This window comes from Mycobacterium sp. ITM-2016-00316 (genome assembly GCF_002968335.2).
In the GTDB taxonomy this organism is placed as follows: Bacteria; Actinomycetota; Actinomycetes; order Mycobacteriales; family Mycobacteriaceae; genus Mycobacterium.
In genome coordinates, this window is sequence record NZ_CP134398.1 from 856592 (window position 1) to 874417 (window position 17826).

Annotated in this window: 13 protein-coding genes; 10 read left to right on the plus strand and 3 right to left on the minus strand. The window is 68.9% G+C overall.

What is annotated here, in order from left to right:
- Positions 1-9 precede the first annotated feature (9 nt).
- The 10 genes from C6A86_RS04170 (at position 10) to C6A86_RS04215 (ending at position 9790) form a co-directional block, all read left to right on the plus strand.
- Positions 10-774, plus strand: coding sequence for a GAF and ANTAR domain-containing protein (locus C6A86_RS04170; RefSeq protein WP_199196347.1), 765 nt, complete (start codon positions 10-12; stop codon positions 772-774).
- 195 nt (positions 775-969) lie between these two features.
- Positions 970-2112, plus strand: coding sequence for a glycosyltransferase (locus C6A86_RS04175; protein ID WP_105365248.1), 1143 nt, complete (start codon positions 970-972; stop codon positions 2110-2112).
- On the plus strand, positions 2100-3116 hold the full coding sequence (locus C6A86_RS04180; RefSeq protein ID WP_105365240.1) for a glycosyltransferase: 1017 nt from the start codon (positions 2100-2102) through the stop codon (positions 3114-3116). The genes C6A86_RS04175 and C6A86_RS04180 overlap by 13 nt, the downstream gene beginning before the upstream one ends.
- Positions 3113-4591 (plus strand): glycoside hydrolase family 130 protein, encoded by a 1479-nt coding sequence (locus tag C6A86_RS04185; RefSeq protein ID WP_199196348.1) that lies wholly within the window; start codon positions 3113-3115, stop codon positions 4589-4591. The genes C6A86_RS04180 and C6A86_RS04185 overlap by 4 nt, the downstream gene beginning before the upstream one ends.
- A gap of 35 nt (positions 4592-4626) precedes the next feature.
- The gene (locus C6A86_RS04190; protein WP_105365241.1) at positions 4627-5517 is read left to right on the plus strand and encodes a formylglycine-generating enzyme family protein; all 891 of its coding nucleotides are present in this window, start codon (positions 4627-4629) and stop codon (positions 5515-5517) included.
- 248 nt (positions 5518-5765) lie between these two features.
- Entirely contained in the window at positions 5766-6830 is a 1065-nt protein-coding gene (locus C6A86_RS04195) for a permease (protein WP_105365242.1), read from the plus strand.
- Positions 6831-6864: 34 nt separating this feature from the next.
- The gene (locus tag C6A86_RS04200) at positions 6865-7101 is read left to right on the plus strand and encodes a thioredoxin family protein (RefSeq protein WP_105365243.1); all 237 of its coding nucleotides are present in this window, start codon (positions 6865-6867) and stop codon (positions 7099-7101) included.
- 337 nt (positions 7102-7438) lie between these two features.
- Positions 7439-8914 (plus strand): SulP family inorganic anion transporter, encoded by a 1476-nt coding sequence (locus C6A86_RS04205; RefSeq protein ID WP_105365250.1) that lies wholly within the window; start codon positions 7439-7441, stop codon positions 8912-8914.
- Between the two features lie 14 nt (positions 8915-8928).
- On the plus strand, positions 8929-9324 hold the full coding sequence (locus C6A86_RS04210; protein ID WP_105365244.1) for a MerR family transcriptional regulator: 396 nt from the start codon (positions 8929-8931) through the stop codon (positions 9322-9324).
- Positions 9325-9640: 316 nt separating this feature from the next.
- Complete coding sequence (locus tag C6A86_RS04215; protein WP_168141810.1) at positions 9641-9790, plus strand: hypothetical protein; 150 nt, start codon at positions 9641-9643, stop codon at positions 9788-9790.
- On the opposite strand, the gene recD is transcribed toward C6A86_RS04215, so the two are convergent.
- From recD to recC, 3 genes are read right to left on the minus strand one after another with little or no spacing between them, the layout of a single operon-like run.
- The gene (recD, locus tag C6A86_RS04220) at positions 9787-11391 is read right to left on the minus strand and encodes an exodeoxyribonuclease V subunit alpha (RefSeq protein ID WP_105365245.1); all 1605 of its coding nucleotides are present in this window, start codon (positions 11389-11391) and stop codon (positions 9787-9789) included. The genes C6A86_RS04215 and recD overlap by 4 nt on opposite strands.
- On the minus strand, positions 11384-14632 hold the full coding sequence (recB, locus tag C6A86_RS04225) for an exodeoxyribonuclease V subunit beta (protein ID WP_105365251.1): 3249 nt from the start codon (positions 14630-14632) through the stop codon (positions 11384-11386). Before recB ends, recD begins: the two co-directional genes overlap by 8 nt.
- Positions 14633-14640: 8 nt before the next feature.
- The gene (gene recC / locus C6A86_RS04230) at positions 14641-17808 is read right to left on the minus strand and encodes an exodeoxyribonuclease V subunit gamma (RefSeq protein ID WP_105365246.1); all 3168 of its coding nucleotides are present in this window, start codon (positions 17806-17808) and stop codon (positions 14641-14643) included.
- Between the last annotated feature and the right edge of the window lie 18 nt (positions 17809-17826).

The following is a 17826-nucleotide window of genomic DNA, read 5'->3' on the forward strand; positions in this document are numbered from 1 at the left end:
ATGTCGACGATGGCGCAGTCCCCGGCACCGGATGACGGCGCCTCCGCCGCCGCCGACCTGCAGGCCGGGCTGACCCGGCTGGCCGGGCTGGTGGCCGACAGCCTCGGACTGGCGCAGGTGCTCGCCGAGGTGGCCGCCTCCGCGGTCCGCGCGATACCGGGCGCCGACGGCGTCGGGGTGACGTTGATGCACGGTGCACCCGGCGACGGGACCGCGGTGGCGTTGGCGGCCAGTGCGCCGTTCGTCACCGAACTCGAAGAGATCCAGTACCGCACGCTGCAGGAGGGCCCGGGCATCACGGCCGTGGAAGTAGGACAAACCGTGTGGTCGGGGTCGCTCGGTGGTGAACAGTCGTGGCCGCGGTTCGGCCCGCGGGCCGGGCGCCTGGGGGTGCACAGCACGCTGGCGTTACCGTTGGCCGTCTCCGGGCGGGTGGTCGGGGCGATCACCGCCTACGCCTACGGCAAGGACAGTTTCGACGAGCATGCCGCGCGGTTCGGGGAACTGTTCGCCAAGCCGGCGGCGGTCGCGGTGCACAACGCGCGCATCCTCGCCGACGCGTTGACGCTGACCGATCAGTTGCAGGCGGCATTGGCGACGCGGCCGGTCATCGACCAGGCGATCGGCATCATTCGATCGCGAACCGGCCGCAGCGCCGCCGAGTCGTTCGACCAGTTGCGGGCGATGAGTCAGGCCGAGCACCGCAAGCTGGCCGCAGTGGCCGAACGCGTCGTCGACGAGGCCGTCCGCCGGGCACGTGCCAGGCACAGTTGATTCCCCAGCCACAGGTCACGGGGTGTAACGTGGGGGAAGTTGGGAACCCAGCCGGTCCGGGATGAGTCAGCCGTCCGCCGTTGAACTCGCCGAGCGTCAGCTCGCGCCGGACACTCAGGTGACATCCGTCTGTTTGGATCACCCTTGACCGCAGTTACCAGCGCACCCACTTTTCGTTCCTCCGGCACCTCGGTGCTGGAGCGCCCGCGCGGCCGCACTCCGTCCGTCGGCCTGCTCAGCACCTATCCGCCGACACCGTGCGGCATCGCCAATTTCAGCGCGGCACTGGCCGACGGGCTGTCCGCCAACGGCTCGCGCGTCAACGTGGTGCGGGTGGCCGACGGACCGCCCAGCCCCAGTGGTCGCGTCGTCGGCGAACTCATCAACGGGTCCCGGGCATCGGTGGCCGCCTGTGCGGATCTGCTCAACGACAGTGATGTCGCCGTCATCCAGCACGAGTTCGGCATCTACGGCGGAGCCGACGGCGACGAAGTGGTCGATATCCTCGGCGGACTGAACGTTCCGTCCATCGTCGTGCTGCACACCGTGCCCAGAACCCCGACCCCGCATCAGCGTTCGGTGCTCGAATCGGTGATGCGACTGGCCCACCACGTCGTCGTGATGTCCGATTCTGCCGGTGCTCTGCTGCGGGCCGGGTTCGACGTCGAGCGACGCAAGATCTCCACGATCCCGCACGGATCGACCGCCCCGACCGTCGCCGCCAGCAAGCGGGCCGGCCGGCCGACCCTGTTGACCTGGGGGTTGCTGGGACCCGGAAAGGGCATCGAGCGGGTCATCGATGCGATGCCGTCGCTGCAGACGTTGCGGGGCAACCCGCGCTACCTGATCGCCGGCCGGACCCATCCGAAGGTGCTGGCACACGAGGGCGACGTCTACCGGGAAGCACGCGCCGAACAGGCGCAGCGCCTCGGGGTGGCGGGCTCGGTGTTCTTCGACGCCACCTACCGCAGCACGGCGGCGTTGTCGGCGCTGGCGCAGACCTCGGCCGTGGTGGTGCTGCCGTACGACTCCACCGAGCAGGTCACCTCCGGGGTGCTGGTGGACGCGATCGCCAGTGGACGTCCGGTGGTCGCGACCGCCTTCCCACACGCGGTGGAGCTGCTCGGCAGTGGCGCCGGACTGATCGTCGCCCACGATGATCCCGATGCGATGACCGCGGCGCTGCGATCCGTGCTGTCGGACCCCAGGCTGGCCGGTGGAATGGCCGCCGAGGCGCGTCGGCTCGCGCCCACCATGGCGTGGTCCCTGGTGGCCAGGTCCTATCAAGCTGTGGCGCACAGCATCTCGAAGCCACGGGAGCGCACATGGTCGTTCTAGAACCCACGTTCGACCACCTGCTCGCGCTCTCGGACCACCGCGGCACCTTCGAGCACGCCTGCGGTGCGCAGCCCCGGCGCGAGCACGGCTACTGCACCGACGACATGGCCAGGGTGCTGGTGGTGACCACCCGTGAACCCGATGCCGGCGACGCCGTGCGCGGACTGGCGAAGGTCGCGGTGCGGTTCCTCGACGAGGCGCAGGCCTATCTCGGCGGTTGCCGAAACCGCATGGATCACACCGGGCGCTGGACCGACACGCACGCGTTCGACGACTGCTGGGGCCGCTGTCTATGGGGTCTGGGCTTCGCCGCCGCGCACAGTGACAACGGGTTGATCCGCAGGCTGGCGGTGATCCAGTTCGAGCGGGCCGCGCACGGCCGTTCGACATGGCCGCGGGCCATGGCCTTTGCGGCCATCGGTGCGGCCGAGCTGCTGAGCGCCGAACCCGGAAATGCCGCCGCGCGCAAGCTGATCGGCGACTACGCAGACGGTCTCGCCGCGGCGGACGGCGATACCGGCTGGCCGTGGCCGGAGCCGCGCCTGAGCTACGCCAACGCAGTACTCGCCGAGGCGATGATCGCCGCCGGTGCCGCGCTCGGCGACGAGGCGCTGTGCCAACGCGGGCTGGACCTGCTGGGCTGGCTGATCGAGCAGGAGACATCCGAGGGTCATCTGTCGCCGACTCCGGTCGGCGGCTGGGCCGCCGGTGAACCGCGGCCGGGGTTCGACCAACAACCCATCGAGGTGTCCTCGTTGGCCGATGCCTGCGCGCGCGCCGCATCGGTGGATGCCGCGGCCATCTGGCCCGACACGGTGCGGGCGGCGGCGGCCTGGTTCCAGGGGGACAACGATGCCGGAGCGGTCATGTGGAACACCGAGACCGGTGGTGGATTCGACGGTCTGCACGCCGACGGCGTGAACCTCAACCAGGGCGCGGAATCGACACTGGCACTGTTGTCGACCTTCCAACAGGCTCGGCGATTCGTCGGCGTGCCTCAGTGACGGCGGTGCGGGATGCGTTGATCACCCGGAGCCCGCAGCGACTGGTGGCCGACAGGTCCCGCGTCATCACCAAACTGTTCGTGCCCGGGCAGGAGGGCTTCGAGGACCAGGAGTCCCGCGCCGGCGCGGCGCTACGGCGGGTGCTGGCCTTGAGCGAGGACGAAGTCAGTGCCTCGATGGACGATGTGCTGTCGAGATTCAGTGGGCGCCACCGCGATCTGGTGGTGACCTTCGGCAAGCATGCGCGTGAGCTCACCGATCGACTGGATCCCGGTATCGGTTTGTCAGCGGACCGCATGCTGTTGCTGGGAGCGACATTCACCAGTGAGGTGGCGATCGAGGGGGCCGCCCTGTGCAACCCGAGCATCGTCGCGCATCCCGACCAGAGCGGTGTATCCGACGGCAGCCTGCGATTCGTGATGAGCGTGCGGGGAATCGGGGAAGGGCACCGGTCCTCCATCGGTTTCCGCACCGGAACCGTTGACGCCGCGGGCAGTGCCGTCATCGATGAACCGGCACCGTTCGCCACCGAGGGGACGGTCGCGTCGACGCTCCTGAACGCGACAATCTTCCGCCACGAGCTGTTCGGTGTGCACGCCGCCGAGGCGACCGAGTACGTCCTCGCCGGGCTCGGCGAGCGGTTCACTCGGGCGGATCTCGATGAGCGACTCGAACGGCTGTACCGGCACCGCGCAACCTGGATGCACGTACCCGAGACGATCGAACTGATCCGGGAGATCGCGGACCGCACCTACACCGTCGAATTCCCCACCGACACCGAACTGTCCGAACGGGTGCTCTGGCCTGCGATGGCCGCCGAGGCCGTCGGCATGGAGGATGCGCGACTGGTGCGGTTCGTCGAGGACGACGGATCGGTGATCTACCACGCCACCTATACGGCCTATAGCGGTTCGCACATCAGTCAGCAGATGTTGACCACCAACGATTTTCGATCGTTCACCTCCGCGCCGCTGGTGGGTGATGCCGCTGCGAACAAGGGTCTGGCGCTGTTCCCCCGCCGGATCGACGGGCGCTTCGCCGCACTGTCGCGCTCGGACCGGGAATCGAACACGATCGCCTTCACCGATGACCTCTCGGTGTGGGAGACGACGCTGCCGTGCCAGCGCCCGTTGCTGGCATGGGAGACGTTGCAGCTGGGGAATTGCGGTCCGCCGATGGAAACCGAGGCGGGCTGGCTGGTTCTCACCCACGGGGTGGGTCCGATGCGGACCTACCGGATCGGGGCGATCCTGCTCGACCTGGATGACCCCACCCAGATCATCGGCCGGTTGCGCCGGCCGCTGCTGTCGCCCGCCGACGACGAGCAGGACGGCTATGTGCCCAATGTCGTCTACTCCTGCGGTGCGCTGGTGCACGCCGACACCCTGGTGCTGCCGTACGGGATCGGTGATGCCCAGATCGGCATCGCCACCGTGGCGCTGCCCGATCTGCTGGCCGAACTGGCGTCCGCGTAGCGGACCCGATCGCGGTCCCTGCCTAGTCTGTCGGCATGCTCACCGAACTCGCCGCGCTCCCCGGCGGCACCTACCGCATGGGATCGTCGCACTTCTACCCCGAGGAAGCGCCGGTGCACGACGTCACCGTCGCACCGTTCGCGATCGAGCGGCACCCGGTGACCAACGCCCAGTTCGCCGAGTTCGTGGCGGCCACCGGCCATGTCACCGTCGCCGAGCAGCAACTCGATCCGGCGGCGTTTCCCGGTGTTCCCGCCGACGAGCTGGTACCGGGTTCGCTGGTCTTCCAGCCGACCGCCGGCCCGGTGGACCTACGGGACTGGCGGCAGTGGTGGACCTGGGTGCCCGGGGCGTCCTGGAAACACCCGAAGGGTCCGGGGTCGACGTTCGAGGATCGGCCCGATCACCCGGTGGTGCAGGTTGCCTATCCCGACGCCGCCGCCTACGCGGCGTGGGCGGGCCGGCGATTGCCGACCGAGGAGCAGTGGGAGTACGCCGCCCGCGCGGGTGCGACGTCGGCCTACGCGTGGGGCGACGACGTCCGTCCCGGCGGCGCGCTGATGGCCAACACCTGGCAGGGCGCGTTCCCGTACCGTAACGGCGGCGCCCTCGGCTGGGCCGGCACCTCGCCGGTCGGTACCTTCCCCGCCAACGGATTCGGGTTGTTCGACATGATCGGCAACGTGTGGGAGTGGACTGCCACCCGCTATGCCCCGCGGCACCGCGCCCACCCCGAGGTGTCCGGGTGCTGCCCGGCCCCGGGCGGTGACCCGTCGGTCAATCAAGTGCTCAAGGGTGGCTCACACCTGTGCGCACCCGAGTACTGCCACCGCTACCGGCCGGCGGCCAGGTCCCCGCAATCGCAGGATAGTTCGACCACCCACATCGGCTTCCGGTGCGTCGCAGACACCCCTGCGCCGGCATAATCGGCGAGACGCGCCACGTCATTCGCGCTCTGACCTTGGGTGGGTCGGGAGTCGTGTCGTTCCATACGGTGAGCACCCGCCGTCAAGGCCGAATTCGGTTCGCGAGCAACGGAAATTTTGGGTAGCCACTCGGAATCGGTCCGGCGGCGGTGGTGGTCGCCGCGATAGCGAAGAAAGCCGAACAACTTCACGGCTGCGGTATTCGTCATCGTCGGATGATCGCGTCCTTCCCCACCTAAGGTTGGTGGGTGAGCACTGCATCCTGTGACGCCCCGGACGCTCGTCCGGATGGCTTATCGGGGCGCCCGCGGACCGTGGCGATACTGCTGCTCGCAGCACTTGGCTGGGTCGCCCTCTACACCCTGAACGAGTACATCTGGGATGCACTGGCCGGTTGGCTGGGGCTCGATGTCCACACTCGGGTCGTCGGCGCCGTGCATTTCTTCCTCTACGACACGGTGAAGATCTTCCTGCTGCTTACCGGCCTGATGTTCGCGGTCGGCGTGCTGCGCGCGAGCCTCGATCTGGACCGGGCCAGGGACTATCTGCGGGGGCGGGGACTGTTCGTGGGTCTGGTGCTTGCGGTCATCCTCGGTATCGTGACGCCGTTCTGCTCCTGTAGTTCGATTCCGTTGTTCATCGGTTTTGTCGCAGCGGGCATCCCGCTGTCGATCACGCTGACCTTCCTCATCGCGTCCCCGTTGATCAGTGAGATCGCCGCGATCATGATCGGTGACCAGTTCGGCTGGCACATCGCTGCCGCCTACGTGCTGGCGGGCAGTGTGCTGTCGCTCGTGATCGGCTGGATCTTCTCCCGCTTCGACCTCAGCCGATGGGTGGAGGACATGGTGTTCACCACGAAGGTGGCGGCGCTGCGAGCCGATGGGCACGTGCCCTCGCTGGCCGAGCGGGTCAGTGCCGCGGTCGACGAGACCAAGGACATCTTCCGCAGCGTGTGGCTGTGGGTCCTGCTCGGAGTCGGCATCGGAGCCGTCATCCACGGGTGGGTTCCGGCCGACTTCTTCGTGCGTTTTGCCGGTGAGGGCAACCCCTTCGCGGTCGTCGTCGCGACGCTGGCCGGTGTGCCGCTGTATGTCAACGGCGCGGGCGTCGTGCCGATCGCAGAAGCGCTGTGGGCCAAGGGGATGTCACTGGGCACGGTGATGGCGTTCACGATGAGCACGATCGCCTTGTCGATCCCGCAGGCGGTCATGTTGCGGCGAGTGATGAAGCCGCCGCTGTTGGCGCTTTTCTTCGGCACAGTAGCCGTGGGGATCATGCTCATCGGATTCCTCTTCAACCTCGTTGGCTGAAGCCCCAACCATTTCCACCGAACGGAGCTACGTCATGATCGTCAAGATCCTCGGGCCGGGGTGCCGCAACTGCCACGCCCTCGAAGAACGCACTCGGGAGGCGCTCACCCAACTGGGTCTCGCCGCCGATATCGAGGCCGTCACCGACTACGCCGAGATCGCCGGCTATGGCGTGATGAAAACCCCCGGCCTTGTGGTCGACGAGGAAGTCCTCGTGGCGGGAAAGGTGCCCAGCGCCAAGGATATCGCTCGACTGATCGCCGCACGCTGACGGCTTGGCCGCGTGAAATTCCTGTAGAGACCGACGTGGCCCGCTCGAACTGGAGGCAACGGCGTTCGCGTTGACCACCGCATCCGTGTCGTGGTGACGCCAGGCACAGAATTACACTCTCAGCTCAGGTGAGAGTAGGGTCATGTCCGGCTGAAGCCGGCGTGACTCGCACCGTATCGGTTGCAGAGTCCACGGCTCTCGCATCGACGCGACGGCCGCCCCTGATGATCGCCTGGTACCGCGGTGCCGAGACTTCGAACGGAAAACTGTGTCTTCTCAACCGACTTCGTCTTCGTCAATCGTGCGGGAGGTCGATGGTGACCCCAGCACGTCGGTGATGGCAGCGCTGCGGTCTCCCAAACGCCTCAAGACCGAAGTGCTGGCCGGCCTCGTGGTGGCGCTCGCGCTGATCCCCGAGGCCATTTCCTTCTCGATCATCGCCGGCGTCGACCCCCGGGTCGGGTTGTTCGCCTCGTTCACGATGGCCGTCACGATCGCGATCGTCGGTGGCCGCCCGGCCATGATCTCGGCGGCAACCGGCGCGATCGCCCTGGTCATTGCGCCGCTGGCCCGCCAGTACGGGCTGGACTACTTCGTGGCGGCAGTGCTACTCGCGGGCGTCCTGCAGATCCTGCTCAGCGTGCTGGGTGTGGCTCGGTTGATGCGGTTCATCCCGCGCAGCGTGATGGTGGGCTTCGTCAACGCGCTGGCGATCCTGATCTTCACCTCGCAGCTGCCGCACCTGCTGGGCGTACCGGCGCTGGTCTACCCGTTCGTGGCCATCGGCCTGCTGATCATGGTGTTCCTGCCGAAGCTGACCACCATCATTCCCGCGCCCCTGGTCGCCATCGTGCTGCTGACCGCGGCCGCCATCGTGTTCCACATCCAGATCCCCAACGTCGGTGACGAGGGTGAGCTGCCCTCGAGTCTGCCGTCCCTGTTCTTTCCCGACGTGCCGTTCACGTGGGAGACCCTGTCGATCATCGCGCCCTACGCATTGGCCATGGCGTTGGTCGGTCTGCTCGAATCGCTGATGACGGCGAAGCTGGTCGACGACATCACCGACACCCACAGCAACAAGACCCGTGAGGGCTGGGGCCAGGGTGTCGCCAACATCGTCACCGGATTCTTCGGCGGGATGGGCGGCTGCGCGATGATCGGCCAGACCATGATCAACGTCAAGGTTTCCGGTGCCCGCACCAGGATCTCGACATTCTTGGCCGGGTTGTTCCTGCTGGGTCTGGTGGTGGGGCTGGGCGATATCGTCGCGCTCATCCCGATGGCGGCTCTGGTGGCGGTGATGATCATGGTCTCGGTCGGCACGATGGACTGGCACAGCATCTCGCCGAAGACGTTGCGGCGCATGCCGCGTAGCGAGACGCTGGTCATGCTGGCCACCGTTGTGGTCACCGTGGCCACGCACAACCTGGCCTACGGTGTCATCGTCGGTTCGTTGACTGCGATGGTGCTCTTCGCCCGCCGAGTGGCCCACCTGGTCACCGTCGAGAAGATCGACGAGACCGATGACGACCATGACGGCACCAGCGACACGGTCGTGTACCGCGTGACCGGTGAGCTGTTCTTCGCCTCCAGCAATGACCTGGTGTACCTGTTCAATTACACCGAGGATCCGGTGAACATCGTGATCGACATATCCGCCTCGCACATCTGGGACGCCTCGACGGTGGCCGCGCTCGACGCGGTGACGACCAAGTATCACGCCAGAGGCAAGAACGTTGAAATTGTCGGCCTGAACACCGATTCCGCCGACCGCCACGACAGGCTGTCCGGATCCCTGGGTGCGGGACATTGAGCGACGACGCGCACATGCAGATCGGGCAGGTCGCTGCCCGCACCGAATTGTCCATCGCCACCGTGCGCCACTACGACGAGGTCGGACTGGTCACTCCGTCCGCACGCTCGACCGGGGGGTTTCGGCTCTACACCGAGGCCGATGTCGAGCGGCTGTTGGTGATCCGGCGGATGAAGCCGCTGGGGTTCACGCTCGCGGAGATGAAAGACCTGCTGGACTCGCTCGACACGCTCAACGGTGGCGGGGCATCCAGAAAGCAGCGCACCGCCGCGGCAGCGCACCTGCAGGAGTGCCACGCCAAGGCACAGGAAAGTGCAGAGAAGCTGCGCAAGCACCTCACCTATGCCGAGGAACTGACCGGGCTGCTCGGCCGGCTCCTCGACGGCACCGACGCGGGCGAGTCGACCTGATTCCCCGCTCCGTAGCCCGAGCCCTCGCCATCGTTACCGGTACGCCCAGAGATCGACGCAATGGCTGCTGCTGCGCCCGAAAAGCCGCCAATACGTCGATTTCCACGCTCATGAATTGAGTAGCTCACCTAAATGAGGCAGCTAGCGATCGGTACTATGCCAAGCTAACAAAATATCCGCTCCAGACCCGACAAACCCGGCTGTGCGCTGCACAAATGCGCGTAAGTGACTGTGCCCAAATCGTCGCCGGGTTGAGTGTGATTCAACGCACGGTATGCGCTACATTGTGACGGCAGTCATACGAAAGGGCGCGATCATGAGCGGTGTACTTCTGGGCATAGTGATGGTCTTGCTGGGCGCCGGCTCTATCGCCGCCGTCGTGGCCGCCGCGATCCTCGGATACGGCACGATCGCCCTGGCGATCGGCATCATCTCCAGCGCGGCGTTCGCCGCCAAGACGGTCTAGACCTTCAGCCGCCGCCCGAGTCCGGTAGCGCGCACCGCCTGCCGGTCGATCGCCGCGCGCACCTCGGCTTCCGATCCCACCACGCGCACCCGGCTCTGCGCCCGCGTCACCGCGGTGTAGAACAGCTCCCTGGTCAGCAGCTGGGAGTCTTCCGGCGGCAACAGCACCGTCACCTCCGCGGACTGGCTGCCTTGGGATTTGTGGATCGTCATCGCGTGCATGGTGTCCACCTCCGCCAGCCGGCCCGGGGCGAATGTCAGTGTTCCGACCGCCACCCGCAACCCGTCCGGTGTCGCCACCGTCACCCCGGTGTCCCCGTTGTACAGTTTGAGCCCATAGTCGTTGGCGGTCACCAGGATCGGGCGCCCGGCATACCACGTCGACCACAGCGGCTCGCCGGTCGCCTCGGTCAGCCACCGCTCCACCTGACGGTTCCAGTGCGCCACCTCACGCCGGTGCGCACACAGCAGCCGGTGTTCCTCCAGCGTCCGCAGCGCCGTGGCGGTGTCACCCAGCACGCACGCCTCCCGCAACCGAAGTGCCTGCGGCAGCAGCACATCGCGTAGCGACTGCGCCGAGGGCAGCCACTCGATATGCGCGCCGCCGGCCCGCAGTACTTGCAGCGCGGTATCGGCGTCGCCATCGCGCACCGCGGCGGCCAGGTCGCCGATATCGGCTCCGAACCGGTGCGAGGTCGTCAGCGAGGCCACCCGTCCGGCACCCAGTCCCTGCACCAGATCCGCAAGTACCGCACCGGCTTCCACCGACGCCAACTGATCCGGATCGCCCACCAGCAGCAGCCGGGTATCGGGGCGCACCGCCTCCAACAACCGGGCCATCATGGTCAGCGACACCATCGAGGTCTCGTCGACGACGATCACGTCGTGGGGCAACCGGTTGCCGCGGTGATGCCGGAACCGCGACGAGGTGTCCGGCCGCGACCCGAGCAGCCGGTGCAGCGTGGTGGCCTGCAGGCCGGTCAGCCGTGACCGGTCCGCCGCATCGAGTGCGTCGACGGCGGACTGGACCGCCTCCTGCAACCGGGCCGCCGCCTTGCCGGTGGGCGCGGCCAGCGCGATCCGCGGGGACGGCCGGCCCTCCAGGGCCGCCTGCTCGGCCAGCAGGGCCAGCAGCCGCGCCACCGTCGTCGTCTTCCCGGTGCCGGGCCCGCCGGTCAGCACGGTGAGCCCTTGGGACAGCGCCATATTGGCCGCGGCCCGCTGCTCGGCGTAGTCGTCGTCGAACAGCCGCAGCACATCCGGAGCCCTCCCGGGCGGGACGGTGCCGACCAGGTTCAGCACGTCGGCGCACACCTGTTGCTCCTCCAGCCAGTACCGGTCCAGGTAGAGCAGATCGCCGAACAGCCGCAGCACCGGCGGTGTCTGGGCGAGCGGGCTCGCCGCCACCGCCGCCAGCCACTCGTCGGCCTGCATGTCCACCTCCGGTGCGGCCGCCCGCAGATCCACGCAGACCGACCCACCGCGCAGTGCCCGCACCACCAGGCGCACGGCCAGCGCCACGTCCTGCGAGGTCTCCTCGGCCAGCGCCGTCAGCCGTTGTGCCACCTGGATATCGGCGGGCTCGAAGTCGAGGTCAGGCATCGAGCAGTCCTGACAGTGCGATGGTCAGCGCGGCCGGCGGGTCCCAGCTGAACACGCCGGCGGGGTGGCCGTCCTGCACCGGGGTCAGCGCGCCGCACATGCCGCGCACGAACAGATACATCACCCCGCCGAGATGGCGCTGCGGGTCATAGCCGGGCAGCCGCCACGACAGATAGCGGTGCAGCACCACGTTGTACAGCAGCGCCTGCAGCGGATAGTCCGAGTGCAGCATGGCCTCGACCATGCGTTCGCGGCCGTAGTCGGCCGCGGTCAGCGGCGCATCGGCGATGCCCAGCCAGTTGGTCTTGTAGTCCACGATCACATATTTCGCGCCGAGCCCATCACCGATACGCAGCACCGCGTCCACCGAACCGGACAGATAACCCCGTAGCGGCTGCCGGCCCAGCGCGCCCGCCGACAACCGGCTCGCGTAGGAGGCCAACGGGTCGTCGGCGCTCAGATGCTCGGCCAGCAGCGCGCCCACATCCGAGAGCCGGGCGAACGTTCCGGCCGCGGTATCGCCGCCGGCCAGCGGAAATTCGAAATCCAACTCCCGCAGCCGGTCTGACAACCCGATCTGGCGCAGGGTGACCCCGGGCGCGAGCGGGCCCAGATCGGTGTCGTGCATCGGGACCAGCGCGGCGGCCAGCTCCTCGGCGCTCACCGTCACCGGCCAGCGCGCGGCATGGCTGCGCACGTGCTCGGCCAGCTCGGCGGTCAGATCGTCGGCGAGCGGATCGGCGGTCTCCAGCACCGCGTGTACCAGCGACCCGAACGCCGCACCGGACGGCAGACTCGCCATCGGCGAGGGCACATCCGCACCGGAAGCCGGTGCCACCAAGGGGATGTCGGCCACCTCGTCGTCGAGTTCGGCCACCTCCGGCTCGCTGGACACCGGGGACTCCTCGGCCGCCCGCAGCAGACCGGAGTAGGAGGTGCGCCGCCACGACGTGTCGATGGCGCGGTGGAAATGCCGCACCGCCAGCGCGGTGGGCGTGGGTGGCGCCGGCGCCGGGGTGACCGGCTCGATCACCGATTCCTCCAGCACCGGGCCGCCGGCCTGCTCCCACGCGCGCAACCGGGCCAGCGCGTCCAGGTCGGAGATCTTGGCGGGGCTGCACACCGCGGGCACCTCGGCCTCGCCGGGCGCGCGGCCCCGCATCAGCCGCGACAGCCCGCCGTTGGGCTCGTCCCAGGACGGCGCCCACCAGGCCACCACCTGCGAGCAGGCGCGCGTCATCGCCACATAGGTGAGCCGACTGTCATTGGCCGCGGCCTCGGCCTTGCCGGTCCGCAGCACCACCGGATCGGGATCTCCGACATACAGGCAGCGGGCTCCGTCCTCGTGATACAGCACCGGGTTCGGGTCCGGCGAATACCGGTTGAACGCGAACGGCAGGTACACGATCGGGTACTGCAGCCCCTTGGACACCCAGACCGTCATGATCTGCACCGCGGCGGCGTCGCTGTCGAGGCGCCGGTTACGTTCGGCCGATCCGGTCTCCTCGGTCGTCTGGGTGCGCAGCCAGTCCCGCAGCGCGGGCAGCCCGAAACCTGAACGGTGCGCGGTGTTCTGCAGCAGCTGGGTGACATGCGCCAGGTCCGTCATCAGCCGCTCGCCGCCCTGCCAGGACAGCACCTGCTTGCCCATGCCGGCCAGCTGCGCGGCCTCCAGCACGGCGGCCACCCCGCGTTCCCGGGCGTGCCCGGCCCAGCTGCGCAGCTCCTCGGCGATCCGGTCGGTCAGCGAGTCACCGCCGGCGGCAAGGCTTTCCGCGGTCTCTCGGAAGAACACCGTCGATGCCGCCGCCCGGACCAGGCCGGGGCGGTGCGGCTGCTCGAATGCCTCCAACAGACACAGCCAGTCCTGCGCGGCCGCCGACGCGAACACATTGGAGTCCCCGGTGTACACCGCGGGGATACCGGCCTCGGCGAGTGCGCTGTCGCAGGCCCGGGCATCCTTGTGGGTTTCCACTATGACGGCGATATCGCGGGCCTCCAGCGGCCGCCCGGCGAACGTGGCGCCACCGGCCAGCAGCGCGCCGATATCGGCGGCCAGGTCGCGGCCGATGTGCTCACGCAGGCGGTCGATGCCGATGGTGCGGGTGCCCTTGCCGCCGCGGGTCACCACCCGCAACCGGAACGGATCGTTGCGCGGCGCGCCGGCGAGCCGGTGGCCCTGATGATGTGCGGTGACGTCGTGCACGACGATGCCGGGCCCACCGAGCTGCGCGCCGCCCAGCACCACCTGCAGCCGGTTCACCAGGGCGGCGTCGCTGCGCCAGTTGATGCCGAGGGTCTGCTTGTCCCCGGCGGTCTCCGCGGCCCGCAGATAGGTGTCGATATCGCCGCCGCGGAAGGCGTAGATGGCCTGTTTGGGGTCGCCGATCAGGATCAGCGTCGACTGCCCGGCGAAGGCCCGCTCGATGACCTGCCACTGCACCGGGTCGGTGTCCTGGAACTCGTCGACCATCACCACCGGCCAGCGCTGCGGCATCCGGACCCGGGCCGCCGAACCCGGGTCGGCCAGCGCGTCGGCCAGCCGGGTCAGCAGGTCGTCATAGCCCAGCACGCCGCGGCGGCGTTTACGGATCTCCAACTCTGCCAGCACATCCCGCGCGAAGATCAGGCACTCCGCGGTGAGCGAGTCCGGGTCGGGATCCAGCGGCCGCAGCTCGGTCGCCGGGTTGCGCACCACCTGGGCGGCGAGCTTCTGCGCGTCGCGGTAGCTCAGCCGCGGTGCGTCGGCGTCATTGCCGAACCGGGCCAGGTACAGGTCGTCGACGATCTCGGAGACCAGCTCGTCGAGGCTTTCCACCAGAGTGACGCCGCTGTCGCTGTCACCGGCCACACCGAGGGATTTCAGCACGATATGGCAGAACTGGTGTGTGGTCGCGATGGTGGCGGCATCGAATCCGGCCAGCGCGTCGCGCAGCCGCTGCTGCCGGGTATCGCGGTCCGCGGCGATCAGGTGCCGCAGCAGGTCGGTGTCCGCTGCCGACGGGTCCGCGAAAGCGGCCAGCGCACCGACGATCTGGCCGCGCACCCGCTCCCGCAGCTCCTGGCTGGCGGCCCGGCCGAAGGTGATGAGCAGCATTTCGTCGAGCGTGGCCCGGCCTTCGGCGACCATCCGGGTCACCAGCCCGGCCAGTGCGAAGGTCTTACCGGTGCCCGCACTGGCCTCCAGCACCGTGGTCGACGCCGGTGCGGGCAGCGGTCCGGTCAGGTCGAAGGTGCGCACGTCCCCGCTCACGCGGTGGCCTCGGCGTGCAGCAGCGGCAACCACAGCCGCTGCGCGTAGTCGGGCAGGCCCACCAAATCAGCCAGGTCAGGGTCGCGGCCCCACACCCGTTCGATGGCCGGGTCGTCGCGCTCGTTGCGCCAGCGGTAGTTCGCCGCCTGCGCCGGGTCATCGCCGGCCTCGCGGGCACCGGCCCACGCGAAGGAGGTCTTGATCGGCAGCGGCAGCGGGCGGCGCCTGCCCTCGTCGTACATGGCCACCAGATCGCGCAGCAGGCCGACGGCGTCGTTCGGGCCGTCGAGGCCCTGTACGCGGGGCGTGGTGCCGCGCGGCGGCCGGCCGATGCACACCGCCGACCACCGCTGACCGCGTTGAGCGGTCAACGCCAGCAGCGGAATCCACGATGCCAGCAGGTGTTGACCGCCGAGCTTGGAATAGGTCGGCACGGGCACCAGACGATCGGCGAAGACGGAGTTCACCGTCCCGGTCAGCCGCCGCCCCGACCCGAGGTCGATATCCACGTCGAACGCCTGGCCGTCGGCCCGCCGGTAGCGCAGGGCCTCGGCCGCCAGCAGGGCTGCCTGGTCGCGCAGTTCGACGGCGCGCCGCCAGCCGAGCCTGCCCGGCGGCAGCGTGCCGCGCCGCCACTCGGCCTGCTGGGCGTCCTGCGGGCTCATCCCGCGCATGATGTCGTTGAGCATCCGGTCACCGACGGTCCACTCCTGCAGCGCGTCGATCTCGACGGGCATCACATCGGACACCCCGTCCACATCCCAGGGCAGGGTGTAGTCCAATGCCCGGAAGAAGCCCTTGACCGGATTCTTGAAGAATGCGATCAGGTCGGCCAGCGACACGTCACCGGTCGGCGGCGCCGGCAGCGGCCCGGACACGAAGGCCGGTTGTGGGGCCCGGATGCCCGCCATCGCCCTGGCGGTGTCGAGCACGGTCGGGTCGAAGGTGAACGGCGAATCCGGGATCAGCCGGCCCGGTTGCACATTCTGGACATCGAAGGGCTGCAACGGATGCCGGGTCACCAGGTCATCGACAGGGTCGGCGGCGGTGGCTTTCAGCGTGTCCAGCAGTTCGGCGATCGGCACCGCGGGGGGCCGCGGTTGCCCGGTGTACTCGTTGGCGCCGGTGTAGGTGATCACCAGCGTCTGGGTGGCCGCACCGACCGCATCGAGCAGCAGCTGTCGGTCCTCGGAGCGGATATCGCGCTCACCGGTCATCGGATCGCGGGCCAGCACATCGTCACCGTCGACGGCGCCGAGGCGCGGGAACACCCCGTCGTCCAGGCCGACCAGGCACACCACCCGGTGCGGCACCGAGCGCATCGGGACCATCGTGCACACCGTCAGGGTGCCGGTGCGGAAGTTGGCGCGGGTCGGTCGCCCGGCCAGATGCCGTTCCAGCAGGGCACGAATATCGCTGAGCCGCAATGCTATCCCGGCATCCGAGCGCTCGGCGATGTCGGCGAACTCGCGTTGCACCTGAGCGGCCGGCCAATCCTCGTCGTCGAAGGCCAGCGCCTCGATACCGTCGGTCAATGCCTGCAGCCAGTCGGCCAGGGTGCGGGTGCCGCTGAGGGCACCGATGGTGTCGGTGAGCTTCTGCACGAAGTCGGCGAAGCGGCCGGCCAGTTCCACCCGGTTGCTGCTGACGTCGTCGAGGGGCAGCGTGGTGCCCAGCCAGGCGCGGGAGTCATCCGACATCGCGACCCCGGCGAGCACCCGGTCGACGCCGAATCGCCAGGTATTGTGCAGGAATTCGACGCCGTAGGGTGCCCGGTGCGGCTGGTCGAAACCCCACCGGATGTTGGCCTCGCGCACCCACCCGGTGATGGCGTCCAGATCATCGTCGGTGAAGGCGAACCGGGCCCGCACCGGGGTGGCCGCGGCGATGTTGAGGACCTCGCTGGCACCGGCCCGGCCACCCGCGAGGATGAGCAGTTGCGCCGCCACCGCCAGCAGCGGATTCGTCTGTACCAGAGCGCGATCGGCGAGCCGCACGCGCAGCCGGTGGGCCGGGTGGGCGTTGCGCACCACCTCGCCGAGCCCGAACCCGGCCGTGATCAGGGGTGCGTAGGTCTCGATGTCCGGGCACATCACCAGGATGTCGCGCGGTTCCAGGGTGGGGTCATCGGCGAGCAGTCCCAGCAGCACCTCGCGCAGGACGTCGATCTGGCGGGCCGGGCCGTGGCAGGCGTGCACCTGGACGGAGCGGTCGGCTGCCCGGCGGGTCCGGCCCTCGGGGCGCACCGCGTCCGCGGCGATATCGGATTGCAGCCAGCCCAGCAGCGTGTCGGGATACGTTGCGGGGGATAGGTATTCGTCGGTAGCCGGTTCGGGCAGCGCACGCTGGAGCTCGCGCAGGTCGCGGCCCAGGGTGGCCAGCAGTGGGTGCCCGACGTCGCGGTGACCGATATCGTCGCGGCGGGGGATGGGGCCGCGGCGGCCGGACAGTGCGCGCCAGAGGTTGTCACTGGGGTGCGGGAGCCACAGGTGCAGGTCGTGGTGGGCGGCCAGGGCGTCGAGCAGCTCGATCTCGGTCGAGGGCAGCCGGGTGTGCCCGAACAGCGAGATCCGCTCCGGCAGGTCGGTGCGGGCGTCGCGGAGCCGGGCCAGCGTCTCGGCGTGCCGGATGTGCGGGGCGGGGGCATTGATGTGCTGAATCAGCTTGTCCCACAACGGCCGTTGCCAGGACAGATCGTCGGGCAGGCCGTCCCAGTCGGTGAGCAGCGCCGGGCGTTGCCGTGCGTAGGAGGCGTAGAGGCCGGCGAGCCGTCGGGCCACGGCGTAGCGACGGCCCTGGCGGAGTTCGCGTTCTTCGCCCGCGGCGTGGTGGCCGAGGTGGGCGGCGAGCGTGGCGCACCAGGGTTCGTCGAGGCTGTCGTCGATGACGGCGAGCAGCGGCCAGACCATGGCATCGGCGGCCCACGGGTCGCTGGTGGTGGTGCCGGTCAATTCGGCGATCAAGGACCGTGGGTTGCGGAACTGGACACCGGCGCAGATGCCGAGACGGTTGGACAGTCGTTGGCTGAGCCAGCGCTCGACGCCCTTGGCGGGCACCAATACCAGCTCGGTCGCGAACGGGTCTGCCAGCGGTTGGGCCAGCATGGCGCCCAGACCGTCGGCGAGCTGATCCGTCCGCTCGGCGCGGTGCAGGTGCAGAGCCATCGAGGTCAGCGTAGTGGG

Bases quoted from the DNA above. Each gene is read 5' to 3' on its own strand.
- C6A86_RS04170 (WP_199196347.1), top strand. From the start codon at position 10: ATGGCGCAGTCCCCGGCACCGGATGACGGCGCCTCCGCCGCCGCCGAC.
- C6A86_RS04180 (WP_105365240.1), top strand. From the start codon at position 2,100: ATGGTCGTTCTAGAACCCACGTTCGACCACCTGCTCGCGCTCTCGGAC.
- C6A86_RS04190 (WP_105365241.1), top strand. From the start codon at position 4,627: ATGCTCACCGAACTCGCCGCGCTCCCCGGCGGCACCTACCGCATGGGA.
- C6A86_RS04200 (WP_105365243.1), top strand. From the start codon at position 6,865: ATGATCGTCAAGATCCTCGGGCCGGGGTGCCGCAACTGCCACGCCCTC.
- C6A86_RS04205 (WP_105365250.1), top strand. From the start codon at position 7,439: ATGGCAGCGCTGCGGTCTCCCAAACGCCTCAAGACCGAAGTGCTGGCC.
- C6A86_RS04210 (WP_105365244.1), top strand. From the start codon at position 8,929: ATGCAGATCGGGCAGGTCGCTGCCCGCACCGAATTGTCCATCGCCACC.
- C6A86_RS04215 (WP_168141810.1), top strand. From the start codon at position 9,641: ATGAGCGGTGTACTTCTGGGCATAGTGATGGTCTTGCTGGGCGCCGGC.
- recD (WP_105365245.1), bottom strand. From the start codon at position 11,391: ATGCCTGACCTCGACTTCGAGCCCGCCGATATCCAGGTGGCACAACGG.
- recC (WP_105365246.1), bottom strand. From the start codon at position 17,808: ATGGCTCTGCACCTGCACCGCGCCGAGCGGACGGATCAGCTCGCCGAC.